Genomic DNA, 13,864 nt, shown 5'->3' with positions numbered 1-13,864 from the left:
AACAGCCTTTTAAACATGCATTCAAATGTAATGGATAAATTCAATGTGGATGATTTGTTTATTTTAAGTTAAACTTGACAGTTTTATCGTTCCAGAAAGAAGTTTTATATTGTAATTGTAGCTTTGTTGAATTTTTACTTGCCTGACCAACTAAGTTACCTGTTACAGATGCATTCTTGTCTAGAGAACCGGAACTTAGCAGATTATCTGTGCTTGAGGTAATTTCATCAAAATCTGTATTATTACCATCGGCGTTTAACTGAAAATCGTATTGATTGTAGTCCTGAGAATCATCTGTCTTGTTCGTTATGGTCACATTTGCAATGACATATTGTTTTCCAGAGTCAGGGGTATCAATATCATCACCTTGGGAGAAATTAACACTATTTACCTTAACTTCGTATCCCTTGTATGAAGCTGTTTGACCGACATTATATACTTTGCTTAAAGGATTAGTCTTCTTTGAAGAGCTAGAAGAAGAACTCTTTGAACTACTTGATGATGTGGTATCTCCTCCATTGATTCCGCTAATTGCAAAAATTAGTACTAAAACAATTAGTATCCAAAACCATACTCTTTTATAAAATGGTTTTTTCTGAACGTAAGTATTTCCGTCCTCACCCTTAATTCTTTTTGACATAAAAATAACTCCTCCTAATAAAATTTTTCGTGCTAGTATTCACGTTGCGGTTCACAACACGTTTATACATGTATAATTTTATCGTATGCTAATGGCATTAGCAATAAATAATTATTATTTCAAATGATTAAGTTAGATGTAACTAATTAACCCGAGTTATAGTTAATTTATGTTAATCATTCAATGATTTTTCAAATATGATTCAAATCACGAATTCAAGAACGATCACGTTTCTTATTATCAAACCTCTAGTATAATGATCATTAAGATATCTAATATAGAGATGGGGGAGTAATTTTGGAGGCAACTTTTTTTCTTTTAATTATCCTAATTGCATTGGTCGTTGATGTAATTATTTATCGGCATTTATCGTGGCTGCCTTTACCATTCTGGTTCATTGCAACGGGAATTGTACTCTCATTTTTGCCATTGTATTATCACTACATTTTTGATTCGGATCTATTCCTGTTTTTTGTTGTGACGCCGCTTTTGTATGTTGAGGCTCAAAATGCTTCAAGGTACTGGATTGGTCGGGGTGCAATTAACATTGCTTCATTAGCAATTGTGTTAGTGATTGTGACGGTAGTTGTAATTGGGACATCGTTGCATATGCTGTTTTCAATATTGCCGTTGGCACTTGCCTTTGCATTATGTGCGATCGTGACACCAACTGATGCCTCGGCTGTTAGTGCTTTTTCTCAACCAAATGAGAAGTTCAGAATTCCCAATGTTATTTTAAAGAATGAGTCATTGTTCAACGATGCTTCTGGTTTCGTTGCTTTCGATCTGTCACTAGCTGCATTTGCAACTGGTTCGATTTCTCTAGCTCACGCATCTGGTATATTTGTCACAGAGTTTTTCGGTGGACTGCTATTAGGAACGATCGTTGGTCTGTTCTTTCACCGTATTCGCTTATTTATGATTTCGCTCAAAGATGATATTCCGTTTGTAATGATTGCGCTGGAACTCATTGTACCGTTTGTTGTTTACCTACTGTCTGAAGTGCTACATGTGTCTGGTATTTTAGCGGTTGTTGCAGCTGGTCTGGTGCAGGGGATGGAAACCGATAATCTCAAGTTGATTTCAAGTGAAGTTCAGCTAGTGCGTAATAATATCTGGAACGTGGTAACAGAAACTTTGGATGGATTTATTTTTATTCTGCTGGGGATTTCGTTGCCAACGATTTTATCAAGAATTTTAGAGACTAATGTAAGTTTATTACTGACGCTGACGTTAATTGGTATTACGTTATATGTATTTAAATTTGTGCTTAGGTTAATCTGGACCAGGTATTTTGTTTGGATGCACGTTGCAAGTGATCACCGCTGGCAAGATAGTTGGTTAATGGCAGTTAGTGGCGCTAGTGGGACAATTTCACTATCATTAGCATTCTTAATACCTAATTTTCATGCTCTACCAGGTGGCATTGATCGGAACGCGCTTATTTATGTTGCGTCAGTTGTCATTGTTATTAGTTTAGCGGTTGCTTCAATAGTAGTTCCTAAGATGACCAGTAATGGCGGCCAAGAAGATACAAGCGATGCCATTGCTCATTTCAACAAAGAAATGATTGGAACGGCATTACGAACTGTACAAAAAAATAAAGAGTATGCGGCTGAGGCCGATATAGTTACTAATGCTTTGTCGCAGCAGCTACATCAAAATGAACAACGCAATACAAGACAAGTTAAACGAATTTTTGAATTGGCATATAAGACTGAAAGACAATTAGTAAAGCAAATGTATGAAGATCAGAAAATCAATGAGACACAGTATCATTATTACACGACGTTTATTGAGCTATCCCATGATACGATGCATAGTAATTTTCTTAAGCGACTATGGTTAAGAATTAAATTTATGACTCATACGGGTAGAATGTATAAGGATTTGCAGATTCTACAAGATGCTTTACTGTACTCGCCACTGATAAGTGAACAGCTTTATTGGAAGGATCAGTTTGCAAAGAAAGGTTGGAATATAAAAGACATTGAAACCGTTGGCTTTAAAACGGTGATGGCTAAACTAAGAGAATTTCAACATTCTAATGATGATATTACTGGTATTCATCGGGTCTTCAGATTTTATCAAGAACGGCATCGTCGCATGAGTTTACGGAACCACGGCCCAAAATGATTTACCAGTTATTTCTACAAGCCTTTCACGCTGAATTTGAATTTCTACAACAAGCGATTGCTGAGGACAAGATCGGTTTAGAAGATGCTGGACAGATGCAACAACAGATTATTTATGATGAGATGGCCTATTTGAATAATGGGGATGGATTTGTAAAAAAATAGAGAGTGTAACAAGCACGGGTTGAGACTGGTGTGAAAGAGGCTAGCACGGAGTGATCGCGTTTTTTGCGATTAATCCGTGCTAGCCTCTTTCACGTTAAGTCTCAGTGCTTGTGGAACTCATTTCAGCTATCTAAATTGAAAAAGGGCCAAGGAAAAAATCCTCAGCCTTTCAGTCATCCATTCAAATGACGATTAATCTCGTCCACAGTTCGTTTAATCTCATCAAGTTCCTTTTTTAATTCACGGTTTTCCTTTCGCATTGCTTTAATAACATGTTTACTTCTATCTTCCTTATTTTCAAAAAATGAGGTGAGCGCACTTGTCAGAGCACCAATAAAACCGATACCGACAAACATCAGCAAGACTGCCGCAATTTTACCTAGTGCAGTTGTTGGTGAAATGTCACCATACCCAACGGTGGTAGTTGTAACGACTGCCCACCATAGGGCACGCCAGTAATCAACTTTCTCTGCCCAAGAATAAATACCCGCCGAAATAAATAAGATTGCCCCACAAACGTAGATGAGGTAGATCAGACCATTTGTTTTAATTAAGCGCTGAATGTTACTACTAATTCTCCCAAGCAATCCGACCATTCTCGTCAGTCGTAAAATGCGTAAGATTCTGAGAATACGTAGTAATCTGGTGGAACGAAACAGATACATGGCAGGAGTGACGGGGATGATTGATAGGAGATCAAAGATATTATGCCAGAAGAAGTCCTTTTTATGTTTAGCGTGTACAAACCGCACAACGTAATCAATAATAAAAATAACTAAAATGGTGTTGTCTATGAAAAAATATGGAGGAGCACTGATATCAATATCGTTGGCAAGGTCGGCAACAACGAGTGCTACTGATATCACGGCGAGAAGAATCATGACAATATCATAGATTAATAGGTACTGCTTGGCATTTTTCATAATAATTTCCTACTTTTAGTTAGCAATTTTTAATAATTTGATATTTATCAATTAATAATTAAGATTTAATCAAAGCACTTTACAAGACGTGTTTACGCATTATAATGGGCGTATCGTAAGATAATTTATAACTATAAAGAGGTGCTAATGGAATGTATATCGTAAAGGTTGGTCATAAATGGATTGGCAAACCAAATAAGAAGGGTAACTACTGTTTAGTCGATGGTAGTGATGAAGCCTATGAATTTCAAACATTCGATGACGCGAACAACTATGCTGAGCTGGTTAACGGCTTTGCGACACCAAAAGCTTAATTTAATAACAACAACCAATCCAGTCATGATGTGTGGCTGGAATTTTTTTATCTTAGTGCTTTACGGTAGCCTGCTGCTTGCGCTTGAGCTTCTGTGTTGAAGTAGACGGCATTGGACGAATTCATTCTGTATCCAGCTTGGCCAGGCACGTGATAAATTTTACTATTAACATTTCCCACAATTTTGCCTTGCACATCGCCAGTATTCATGTCCCCATTGTTGGTAGCATCTGTGCCGGTTGTTGTGTGTGAGGAATACGAAGTACTACTAGAATTTGTTGACTGTTCACTTGTGCTGACAACGCTGGTGCCATCGTCATAGTCAAGTTTGACACCATCCTCAACGTTAAAGATATAGACGTTGAAATGGATAGCATTACTACCAATTGACTGGGCCTGCATATGGACACCCCGAGCTAGTAATTCGTCGCCACGAAAAATCGGCGTTACTTGGTAGCGAATGTAACCATTGGGATTAGTTTTTAAATAGTAGGCTAAGTCATCCTCGTAGTGCAGCATTTCAGGCGAGTTAAGTGACCTAGTACCAGTGATGAGATTTTTGGGATTATTATTTTGTCCCGTCAGTTGGTAACCAATTAAGTGTGAACGGTTATATAAATACCCACTTGCTAATTTTTTATTGTGCCACCCAGTTGGATCAACATCAAGAGGTTCGCGTTTCGCAGTGGGCATTAGTGATTTACTCAACATTGCATTTGCTACAGTTGGGCGGTTATATGAATCTAAATTACCATAACTCTGCCACGCTCCTTTGGCCGTTGATAGTTCTGATTTGGTGAACGTGGGGTTACCATTGTTTACGTCAATGGTTTGTAAACCTTGATATTTTTTCTTTGCTAACTTCTTGTTTGTCTTAGCAGTGGTAGTATTGACTTTCTTATGATGCTTGGTGCTGGCCTGAACCTGAGGTATTGAACTAGTTGGCTGCTCAGGTTGCGTGGTTGGTGCACCTATTACAACGGCCATAATCATGGTAATAAATGACACCAAAATTGATTGCAAAACCTGATGGTGGTGATTTGTCTTCATTAACGATCTCTCCCAATAGATTAATTTAAATCATGTAATTTAATATTAACACCGTATATTAGGAAGAGATATAAATAAATGATGATAGCGTAAATTTTTTGTGATACAAAAAAAGCGCCACAACTAAGTTGCAACGCCGTTTAAATTAAGCTTTTTCGTGTTTGAATGAGTCAATATAATCAGTAATCTGAGCTAACTCTTCATCAGATAAATCACTTGGCAAATGTGATGCCAGAATTCGAGCTGTCCGTTCAATTTGGTCAGCGTCAAGTCGTTCATCAAGGAGCTCTGAAATTGTTACATTGAAGTAGTCAGCTAGTCGGTACATAGCACCGATACGAGGCTTTTTAAGACCAGTCTCCCAGTTGCTAATTTCTTGTTTAGAGAAGTGTAAGGCTTCTGCAAGTTCCTTTTGTGTTAGGTTACGTTCGTTCCTGAGAGCGGCAATCTTTAAAGAAAGCACTGGTTTCTTTTCGTGTTGTGTCACTGTTTCAACCTCTTTCTTAACTTTTGATAACATACTAATCATCCAATTTTGGATCTTAAAAATCAAGAAATATGCCAAATGCTAATCAAGTTTTAATTATTGCTTGGATAATTTAATTATTTAGTAATTTTTCATAAGTTTTCAAAGGTAAATCGGCAACTTTTACGTTAGTACGTGCACCACTTGTGCCTATATGTTAGGCATTGTTGCCGGTTACAATAAATAAGCATAATCGTAAAGCTGTTTATTATTTCTATAATTTATTATTAATAATTATTCTGAGCATATTTTTATGATTTCAATAAAAAAACACGATCACAATGATCGTGTCATGGTTACTTAACTTTTTTAAAAATATACCACTTTGAAAATACGTAATTTACGATAATGACTATCACATTATCAATGACTTTCACCAAAATTGCATTCCAGTGAAGTAGCGAAACACCGACATACATAATAATGACATCGATAATTAAAGTCAGCGCACGGAAAATGTAAAACTTAGTGAATTCAACAATGAAAGCTTTGAAGGTCGTATAGTGTGATGAGAAAACCCATACTTTATTAGTCAAGTATGCGACCAGTACTGATAAAAACCAAGCAACGACATTAGCTAACTGGTAGTTCCAGTGAATTGCGTCCAAGCCAGCAAATACACCAATATTAACGACGGTTGTGACACCGCCAAAAAAGATGTAGGCGATCATTGATTGATACTTTTTAAATAATGCGAACAAGATCTTCCTCCGATTTAACCATTTGCTTTATCAAGAAGGTCTTTTGCAAATGCGTTCAGAGTCTTGATATCTTCATCTTCTGGTTCAAGATTGATTTTTACAGGTTCTGTTCCACGAGTCGCTTTAGCTTTATCAAATGCTTCAGCAAACTTATCAACCGCAACACAGTAATCATCGAGGTAGAATGTATCACCTGATCCAGCAACACCATAGACTTTGCCAGATAAGTCGAGTTCCTGAAGGTCATCGTAAAAGTCCATTCCTTCTTCTGGTAATTCACCTTCATCGTAGGTATATGGGCAAACAACACAAATATCTGCGTCTTCAAATTCTTCAGCGTCGGCTTGGGTAATTTCAGTTTCATCAACATCAACGCCGAGGTCTTCGAACGCTTCAGTTATAATATCTGCAACGTCTTCGTTATTACCAGTAATGGTTGCGTATACGACGAGTGCACTAGCCATAATTAATTCCTTCTTTCTTATGTAATACTTCAATGCAATATAGTATAGCAGATATTCACTTTTGAAAAAAGAAATGGTGCTACTTAATCGGTTAAACAATTATTCGGATAAGTGTATAATGTCACATATAACACAAAAAGGAAGTTTAACTATATGATTAGTCTCAAGTCACCACGCGAAATTGAAGCAATGCGCAAGTCCGGTGCAATCTTAGCCGGTATGCATATTGGTCTGCGCGATATTATTAAGCCAGGTATTTCAAGCTGGGAGATCGAAGAATTTGGCAGACACTACATTGAAAGTCACGGTGCAGTGGCCGCACAAATCGGGTTTGAGGGTTATAAATATGCAACGTGTGTCAGCATTAATGATGAAATTTGTCATGGATTTCCACGCAAAAATGTAATGTTACGTGATGGAGACTTGGTCAAAGTCGACACGGTTGTCGATCTTGATGGTGGTTTTAGTGATTCATGCTGGAGTTATGCCGTTGGCACACCTAGTGATGAAGTCAAAAAGTTGATGGATGTTACGAAAAAATCGCTGTACTTAGGAATCGATCAATGTGTGATCGGTAATCGAATTGGTGATATTGGAGCTGCAATCCAAGACTATACTGAAAATCAGAATGGTTACGGAGATGTCCGTGAGTTCATTGGTCATGGCATTGGGCCTACAATGCACGAAGATCCCCAAGTACCACATTATGGTGAAGCGGGCCATGGCTTGAGATTAAAAGAAGGTATGACGATTACTGTTGAACCAATGATCAATACAGGTACTTGGAAAGCTGATACTAGTGATCCAAGTGGATGGTTGGCAAGAACTGCAGATGGTGGACTTAGCTGTCAGTATGAACATACATTAGCGATCACCAAAGATGGACCAAAAATTTTGACTTCACAGGATCCTGAATTTGATGCTAAGTACCTATAGACAAGTGAGGAAATAACTATGCGTCAAGCAGCCTTTAATAAGGTCACATTATTTTTTAAGACCTTTTTTAGACATTATGGCATGGCTCAAGTATCTACTTCCGCGACCGTGCTTGCTTACTACTCACTGCTGTCAATTTTTCCAGCGGTTATCGTGGTGGGGAATATTTTGCCTTTGGTGGGATTAAACGCCAGTACCGTGCTGAGCTACTTACAAACGGCGATGCCAGCATCGATTTACTCATTTATTCGGCCCTTGATCTTAGATTTCTTAAAAAATGGGAGCGGCGGATTATTGTCAATTGGTGCGTTGGTGACATTATGGTCTACTAGTCAAGCCGTGGCAGCATTTCAACGAAGTGTTAATCATGCATATGGTGTTGGCGAAGATCAAAATGCAATTGTGAATAGGATGGTTTCATTTGTCTGGATGGTTGTCGTTATCATGATTATGGCTGTCTTGATCATTTTCTTTAGTATTGGTGAAATGATTTTACGTGAGCTTCGCCATTATTATTCTATTGATATGAGCCTGATTCATCTTGTGTCATCAGTAAAATGGCCGGTAACGTTCGGTGGTATTTTCATTCTGCTATGTTTGCTATATTACTTTGTACCTAACGCCAAGGTTAGACTTCGTTATGTAATTTGGGGGTCACTGCTTTCGACCATCTTATGGATGTTGCTTTCGCAAGTCTTTTCGTTGTATACGCATTTGTTTGCTCGGACAGTCATGTCATACAAAACGATTGGGATTTTCATTGTTATGATGTTGTGGTTGGATTTATCAGGCATGATTATTATGATCGGGGCAACACTTAATGCAACGTTGCAGACACTGTTTGGAACGATTGAAGAAAAACGTCATCCAATTACTGAGATGCTTAAGCGAATGCATCATTAAAAAATGCCCGTCTACCCCAAATTTGAGGCGGACGGGCAAATTTAGTTAGACTGTTTCTTTTGGTGCAGTGAATAATGGCGTTTCAGTAGTTTCAACATATTTAGCCGATACGGGCTTAGCGTACAAGTTCTCGCCATCCTTGCTAAATAAGTTAAGTGTTGCCATCTGATTCATGGCCGCCTTAACGGTATCCGCGTCCAGGTTATTGTTAGCGTAATTAAGCTTGAGAGAATGAGTTTTACCTAAACTTCCTTTAAATGATAGTGATAATGCCTTCATAAATATACTCCCTTTCTATTGTTGACCGATTACTTAGTATCGAGTTGGTATGATGTTGTGACAATTGTGCAGTCGAAAGTATCTGCGGAAATGCTTTGCAGTAATTCACCGAGTTGTTGAATGTTTTCTTCCTTAGCATCTTGTGCCAAATGACTGAATGTTCGTGCTATGCCTTTCTGGTGACCTTCACCGACCATCATCAATTGCAACTTAGCGTCTGAAAAAGTTTTAATCATTAGTAATAACTCCCTTAGTTTATTTTTGGTAAGTCGCGGCCGCTGCTTACACATATATAAACGAAATGAGATTGCAAAAGTTAAGCACAAATTTGAAATCTTTTAAATTAATTTGACTAAGACTTGATGTCGCAGTGCTTTTACAAGGTAGATAAGATATAATTAAAATCAGTATTTGTAAAGGAAACGGTGGTTATGACCAAAAAAATCACTAAAATTGAAGCTCAGAAACGTCAAGGTCGTTACAATATTTACTTAGATAATCAGTATGCGTTTGGTGTGGCTGAGAACGTGTTGATTCGATTCCGTCTGGTTAGGGGGATGGAAGTTGATGATCAGCTGGAACGTCAATTAATAGATGCTGACGATGTGGCGAAAGCTTATAGTCGCGCACTTGATTACATATCTCACCAGTTACGAGCTGAAAGCGAAGTTGTGCAGAAACTCAAAGATCTGGAAATTCCGACGGATAAGATTCCGGTGGTGATGGGGATGTTGCGTGAGAATCATTTTATTGATGATCAAAACTATGCTGATAGTTATGTAAGGACGGTCATGTTGACTTCTGACAAAGGTCCAAGTGTTATCCGCCAACAGTTACGTTTGAAAAAAATTGGCGAAAATATAATTGATAACGCCCTAGTGAACTATGAGTCAGATAGAATGTTGGAAAATGCAACGAAGCTAGCAGAAAAGCAATTGAAGCATTATCACAAAACACCATCACGGTTACGTAAGCAGAAAGTTCGTCAGTCAATGATGACTAAGGGCTTTGATAGTGATATGATTACTCAGGTTTTAGATTCACTTGAAGTTGAAGAAGATCCTGAAGAACAGTGGAATAACCTAAATGAACAAGCTCGTAAGATTTGGGAGCGTAATCGGCGGTATGATGATCGTGAACGGGTTATGCGGACTAAGAGGAGTTTGGTTGGTAAGGGATTTTCTTTTGATGAGATTCAGAAGTGGATGGATGGTAGATAAGGCATATTTTATGTGGGAGAAATAATTTATATGGAGTATTTTCAAAAAAAATATCTAAAAAATAATGTATTAAGGAAAATACTCATTTTGGTATTTTTTTTATTGTTATCGATTGCATTAACATACCCATTGTGGCATGTACATAGAATGACTGCTTTTAGTGATTGGTCATTTCATGCTTCAAGAGTACAAGAAATATTTTTGAATTTAAAAAGACATAATATATTCACGTTTATTGCAAGTTCAACATTCAATTCGACTGGAGTTGCGTCATTTCTATTTTATCCAACAATATTTTTGTATCCTTGGGCATTTTTAAGATTCGTGTTTAGTCCAATTTCATCATATTATGTTTGGTACACGTGTTTCAATTTTTTGACTTTAATTATAGCTTATTTGTGTATGAAAGATACTTCAAAAAGTGATAGGCGTGCGATTATATTTGCACTTTTGTATACCCTGTCAGCACGAAGAATATATTTAGGTGTTACAGGGTATGTTTTAGGTGAATTTATTGCGTCAACTTTTTTGCCATTGGCATTTTTTGGAATTTATAAAATTTTTTATACTAAAAACCATGATTGGATTATGCTTTCAATTGGCATGTCATTAATTGTATACAGTCATATTTTAAGCGTATTTATTACAGTACAGTTCTTGACGATTTTCGTTTTAATACAGTTATTTAGAAAAAAGATTACCTTTAAAATTTTTAAAAACCTGTTAAAAGCTATTTTTTTAACGTTTGGTTTAAGCTTAGGAATAATATTTCCTTTTTTGACAGATTATATTGGACATAACATAGAGGGCCCTCGTTCTGGGGTCCTAATTCTTGAAAGTGCATCAGACTTTGTGCAGCAATCTTTAGCAAATAGTTCCTCAGGTATGAGTATTGGAATAGTATTGCTAATTATTTTATTAACAGGTTGGATTTTATTTAATAAATTTAATTTTGTTGATAAAATTATGTATATATCGGCAATTTTTGCATGCATTTTTTCGACATCCATTTTTCCATGGATGTTAATTAGTAATTCAGTTTTTGGGGTTATTCAACTTCCGTGGAGATATTTGTCATATGCTTGTCTATTTTTGGCGATTATAGGATCTAAGATAATGACTGCTGAATATTGGTTGACATCTTATTTTACAAAGTGCTTGGCTTTATTAGTGATGATTGTATGCTTTATTAGTTATTTTGGGGCTGTACAGAATCAAGTGAAGGAAAATAGTGTTGTACAGAAAAGCTATTTAAAAAAGAATACAGTTGGCCTTAAACAAATTCCTATAAGTGTGCAGTTAAATAATAGTAATTATAATTATCAATTTGGTTACAGTGTTAAAAATGGAGAAACTGACTATTATCCTAACAAGGCGTTCAAATATGCTAAAAGCATACAAAAACACATTGTAATTATTGATGGAAACCGGCGTAAGAAAATCACTCCTTCTCCTATGTCTAATGGAATTATGTACGCAGTTAGGCTAAAACATGATTCAAAAATCGATATTCCTGTTTTGAAGTACAGTAATACTATTGTTTTTGACAATGGAAAAGCCGTTTCATCTCGCACAAGTTATCGAGACACACCGATAATTAATGGCAAAAGAGGGGTAAATTCTATTGTCGTGAAATATATTCCTAGTAGATTTTTTTATGTTTTAATTGCGATTCCTATACTTTTGTGGATATTAATCTTTACTAAAGTAGTTTTGTCAATAAAAGTCATGCATCGTAATTGACAGTGCTTTTTTTATTTTTTTTAAATTTCTCATATAATTAAAAAAAAGGTTATGTAGAGAAAATGTATAACGAAAGGATTGATAAATAGTGGAAAAAATATCAGTCATAGTACCCTGCTTCAACGAACAAGAGACTGTTCCGATCTTTTATCCCACAGTTGAAAAAGTATTTAATCAAATGAATAAGATTGACCGAGACTACTGGTTTATTGATGATGGGTCAAGTGATGGAACATTAGACGAATTAAAAAAATTACACAGCGAAAATGAAAATAAAGTGCACTATATTTCGTTTTCTAGAAATTTCGGTAAAGAAGCTGCACTTTTAGCTGGGTTGAATTCATCCACTGGTGACTTTGTAGTGGTAATGGATGTTGACTTACAAGATCCACCAGAATTGTTGCCCACTATGTTAAATACAATTAAGAACGAAGATTATGATTGTGTTGGTACAAGAAGAACTAGTAGAAATGGTGAGCCAGTTATTCGTTCATTTTTTGCCAATATGTTTTATAAATTAATTAACCGAATTTCTAGCACGAATATTGTGAATGGTGCTAGGGACTACAGAATGATGACCAGGCAAATGGTTGACTCAATAATTTCGCTTAAAGAATATAATCGGTTTTCTAAGGGAATATTCAGCTGGGTTGGTTTTAAGACAAAGTATATTGAGTATAAAAATGTTGAAAGAGTTGCAGGAAATACTAGCTGGTCTTTCTGGAAATTATTGAAGTATTCAATAGATGGCATAACAGATTTTTCTGAATTTCCGCTTTCTATAGCTTCTTGGACGGGCTTTTTATCATTTCTATTTTCCATTTGTTTTCTAGTTTTTATTGTTGTCAGAGCTATTGTAGTTCCAAATAGTAGTGTCTCAGGTTGGGCGTCACTGGTTTGCATTATTTTAATGATCGGTGGACTGGAGCTTTTGTGCTTAGGAATTGTCGGTAAATACATTGGCAAAATATATTTACAGAGTAAGGACCGTCCTATATATGTAGTTCGCGAAAAGAAATAGTTGTTTTGAAAAAATCAGGATTTTTAGTGTTAATTTTAAAGATTTGTTGTATTTGTTTCTAAGGTTAGTATAAAAATGTATAATGTGTTGGTGCTTTATTTGTAAGTGGATTAAAACCGATTTTTGTAATGGGACCGTAACGTTAGAAATTGATGAACTAAAATTAAAAAAACAACATGCATATATTCGTTAAGCAGTTAATTGATATTATTGTTGTAGTTTTGTCTTAATACTATATAAGTCCTCTTTTTTTTGGTGCTAGCTATACTGATAAAAGTTGAGGATCCCCAGGGCTCGTATTCTACTCTCAAACAAGAGTTGGAAAAGGTGTCAGAAAGTTTGGAATGTTCAAATTCAGATCAATAGTTTCTAATGCTGATGAGCTACTTAAAGACTTAGAGAATAGAAAGAAATTACTGGCGCTATGTTTAAAATTAAAAGTGATCACAGAATAACTAAAATTGGTAGAATTATTCGTAAGTATAGCTTAGATGAATTGCCGCAACTGGTAAATGTAGTAGCTGGATCAATGGGTCTTGTTTAGCCTAGGACACCGTTAGTATCGGAAAATATATTGGAAAAATAGACCGATTTATATTATTAAAGAAATAGAATTGCTATGCACATTTGTAGGAAGTTTTTGAATTTGGTTGTTAAACTAATATGATGTGTTTATGTGATTAAGTGTAGGGCTATTTTGTTTGAGGTTTTTGGCAACATTATGGATGTCTTTTTGGTGGCGTACTATATAACTTTATATTTGTATTTTTATCAGTCTATTTTGGTATTATCAGTGGGTATTTGTATCGTCACAAAAGCTGTGAAAAAAATATGTAATTTTTGAG

General features: G+C 36.1%; 16 protein-coding genes and 1 pseudogene. 9 read left to right on the top strand and 8 right to left on the bottom strand.

Annotated features, from left to right (window positions below):
* Window positions 1-58: 58 nt before the first annotated feature.
* Window positions 59-640 carry a DUF4352 domain-containing protein gene (locus FD16_RS01080; RefSeq protein WP_010621701.1) on the bottom strand — a complete coding sequence of 194 codons (582 nt, stop codon included), beginning with the start codon at window positions 638-640 and terminating at the stop codon, window positions 59-61.
* 297 nt (window positions 641-937) lie between these two features.
* On the opposite strand from FD16_RS01080, the gene FD16_RS01075 reads away from it, so the two are divergent.
* Together FD16_RS01075 and FD16_RS13120 are read left to right on the top strand one after the other, a co-directional pair.
* A complete protein-coding gene (locus FD16_RS01075; RefSeq protein ID WP_010621702.1) occupies window positions 938-2,776 on the top strand; it encodes a cation:proton antiporter in 1,839 nt (612 codons plus the stop codon).
* A complete protein-coding gene (locus tag FD16_RS13120; protein ID WP_010621703.1) occupies window positions 2,773-2,940 on the top strand; it encodes a hypothetical protein in 168 nt (55 codons plus the stop codon). Before FD16_RS01075 ends, FD16_RS13120 begins: the two co-directional genes overlap by 4 nt.
* 173 nt (window positions 2,941-3,113) lie before the next feature.
* Here the strand turns inward: FD16_RS13120 and FD16_RS01070 are convergent, their stop codons facing one another.
* Window positions 3,114-3,863 (bottom strand): potassium channel family protein, encoded by a 750-nt coding sequence (locus FD16_RS01070; RefSeq protein ID WP_010621704.1) that lies wholly within the window; start codon window positions 3,861-3,863, stop codon window positions 3,114-3,116.
* A 152-nt stretch (window positions 3,864-4,015) separates the two neighbouring features.
* Between FD16_RS01070 and FD16_RS12700 the strand changes: the two genes are divergently transcribed.
* Window positions 4,016-4,177: a hypothetical protein gene (locus tag FD16_RS12700; protein ID WP_155804334.1), complete on the top strand. Its 162-nt coding sequence runs from the start codon at window positions 4,016-4,018 to the stop codon at window positions 4,175-4,177.
* Window positions 4,178-4,224: 47 nt separating this feature from the next.
* On the opposite strand, the gene FD16_RS01065 is transcribed toward FD16_RS12700, so the two are convergent.
* The 4 genes from FD16_RS01065 to FD16_RS01050 all read right to left on the bottom strand — a co-directional run bounded on the left by FD16_RS01065 (window position 4,225) and on the right by FD16_RS01050 (window position 6,917).
* Window positions 4,225-5,226 (bottom strand): DNA/RNA non-specific endonuclease, encoded by a 1,002-nt coding sequence (locus tag FD16_RS01065; protein WP_010621705.1) that lies wholly within the window; start codon window positions 5,224-5,226, stop codon window positions 4,225-4,227.
* A gap of 145 nt (window positions 5,227-5,371) precedes the next feature.
* A complete protein-coding gene (locus FD16_RS01060) occupies window positions 5,372-5,746 on the bottom strand; it encodes a helix-turn-helix transcriptional regulator (protein WP_010621706.1) in 375 nt (124 codons plus the stop codon).
* Between the two features lie 302 nt (window positions 5,747-6,048).
* The gene (locus FD16_RS01055) at window positions 6,049-6,456 is read right to left on the bottom strand and encodes a GtrA family protein (protein ID WP_029508330.1); all 408 of its coding nucleotides are present in this window, start codon (window positions 6,454-6,456) and stop codon (window positions 6,049-6,051) included.
* 11 nt (window positions 6,457-6,467) lie between these two features.
* The gene (locus tag FD16_RS01050) at window positions 6,468-6,917 is read right to left on the bottom strand and encodes a flavodoxin (protein ID WP_010621708.1); all 450 of its coding nucleotides are present in this window, start codon (window positions 6,915-6,917) and stop codon (window positions 6,468-6,470) included.
* A 153-nt stretch (window positions 6,918-7,070) separates the two neighbouring features.
* Between FD16_RS01050 and map the strand changes: the two genes are divergently transcribed.
* Window positions 7,071-7,853: a type I methionyl aminopeptidase gene (gene map, locus FD16_RS01045; RefSeq protein ID WP_010621709.1), complete on the top strand. Its 783-nt coding sequence runs from the start codon at window positions 7,071-7,073 to the stop codon at window positions 7,851-7,853.
* Between the two features lie 18 nt (window positions 7,854-7,871).
* Window positions 7,872-8,756 (top strand): YihY/virulence factor BrkB family protein, encoded by an 885-nt coding sequence (locus FD16_RS01040; RefSeq protein ID WP_010621710.1) that lies wholly within the window; start codon window positions 7,872-7,874, stop codon window positions 8,754-8,756.
* A gap of 45 nt (window positions 8,757-8,801) precedes the next feature.
* Here the strand turns inward: FD16_RS01040 and FD16_RS01035 are convergent, their stop codons facing one another.
* Together FD16_RS01035 and FD16_RS01030 are read right to left on the bottom strand one after the other, a co-directional pair.
* Complete coding sequence (locus FD16_RS01035; protein WP_010621711.1) at window positions 8,802-9,035, bottom strand: DUF2922 domain-containing protein; 234 nt, start codon at window positions 9,033-9,035, stop codon at window positions 8,802-8,804.
* A gap of 29 nt (window positions 9,036-9,064) precedes the next feature.
* Complete coding sequence (locus FD16_RS01030; RefSeq protein WP_010621712.1) at window positions 9,065-9,271, bottom strand: DUF1659 domain-containing protein; 207 nt, start codon at window positions 9,269-9,271, stop codon at window positions 9,065-9,067.
* A 195-nt stretch (window positions 9,272-9,466) separates the two neighbouring features.
* Here FD16_RS01030 and recX point away from each other — a divergent pair, with 195 nt between their 5' ends.
* From recX to FD16_RS13315, 4 genes and pseudogenes are all read left to right on the top strand, one after another.
* Window positions 9,467-10,255: a recombination regulator RecX gene (gene recX, locus FD16_RS01025; protein ID WP_010621713.1), complete on the top strand. Its 789-nt coding sequence runs from the start codon at window positions 9,467-9,469 to the stop codon at window positions 10,253-10,255.
* A 402-nt stretch (window positions 10,256-10,657) separates the two neighbouring features.
* Window positions 10,658-11,998, top strand: coding sequence for a glycosyltransferase family protein (locus FD16_RS01020; RefSeq protein ID WP_155804335.1), 1,341 nt, complete (start codon window positions 10,658-10,660; stop codon window positions 11,996-11,998).
* A gap of 88 nt (window positions 11,999-12,086) precedes the next feature.
* Window positions 12,087-13,019 (top strand): glycosyltransferase family 2 protein, encoded by a 933-nt coding sequence (locus FD16_RS01015; RefSeq protein ID WP_010621715.1) that lies wholly within the window; start codon window positions 12,087-12,089, stop codon window positions 13,017-13,019.
* A 249-nt stretch (window positions 13,020-13,268) separates the two neighbouring features.
* Window positions 13,269-13,560: pseudogene (locus tag FD16_RS13315) on the top strand (sugar transferase); the annotation flags it as partial.
* Window positions 13,561-13,864: the final 304 nt, after the last annotated feature.

Origin of the sequence: Paucilactobacillus suebicus DSM 5007 = KCTC 3549 (genome assembly GCF_001434475.1) — a bacterium.
GTDB classification, from domain to species: Bacteria; Bacillota; Bacilli; order Lactobacillales; family Lactobacillaceae; genus Paucilactobacillus; species Paucilactobacillus suebicus.
This window is presented reverse-complemented; position numbering and strand designations above follow the sequence as displayed.

Excerpts from the sequence above, each read along its gene's own strand:
- FD16_RS01080 (WP_010621701.1), bottom strand. The coding sequence starts at position 640 with ATGTCAAAAAGAATTAAGGGTGAGGACGGAAATACTTACGTTCAGAAA.
- FD16_RS13120 (WP_010621703.1), top strand. The coding sequence starts at position 2,773 with ATGATTTACCAGTTATTTCTACAAGCCTTTCACGCTGAATTTGAATTT.
- FD16_RS01070 (WP_010621704.1), bottom strand. The coding sequence starts at position 3,863 with ATGAAAAATGCCAAGCAGTACCTATTAATCTATGATATTGTCATGATT.
- FD16_RS12700 (WP_155804334.1), top strand. The coding sequence starts at position 4,016 with ATGTATATCGTAAAGGTTGGTCATAAATGGATTGGCAAACCAAATAAG.
- FD16_RS01065 (WP_010621705.1), bottom strand. The coding sequence starts at position 5,226 with ATGAAGACAAATCACCACCATCAGGTTTTGCAATCAATTTTGGTGTCA.
- FD16_RS01060 (WP_010621706.1), bottom strand. The coding sequence starts at position 5,746 with ATGTTATCAAAAGTTAAGAAAGAGGTTGAAACAGTGACACAACACGAA.
- FD16_RS01050 (WP_010621708.1), bottom strand. The coding sequence starts at position 6,917 with ATGGCTAGTGCACTCGTCGTATACGCAACCATTACTGGTAATAACGAA.
- map (WP_010621709.1), top strand. The coding sequence starts at position 7,071 with ATGATTAGTCTCAAGTCACCACGCGAAATTGAAGCAATGCGCAAGTCC.
- FD16_RS01040 (WP_010621710.1), top strand. The coding sequence starts at position 7,872 with ATGCGTCAAGCAGCCTTTAATAAGGTCACATTATTTTTTAAGACCTTT.
- FD16_RS01035 (WP_010621711.1), bottom strand. The coding sequence starts at position 9,035 with ATGAAGGCATTATCACTATCATTTAAAGGAAGTTTAGGTAAAACTCAT.
- FD16_RS01030 (WP_010621712.1), bottom strand. The coding sequence starts at position 9,271 with ATGATTAAAACTTTTTCAGACGCTAAGTTGCAATTGATGATGGTCGGT.
- recX (WP_010621713.1), top strand. The coding sequence starts at position 9,467 with ATGACCAAAAAAATCACTAAAATTGAAGCTCAGAAACGTCAAGGTCGT.
- FD16_RS01020 (WP_155804335.1), top strand. The coding sequence starts at position 10,658 with ATGAAAGATACTTCAAAAAGTGATAGGCGTGCGATTATATTTGCACTT.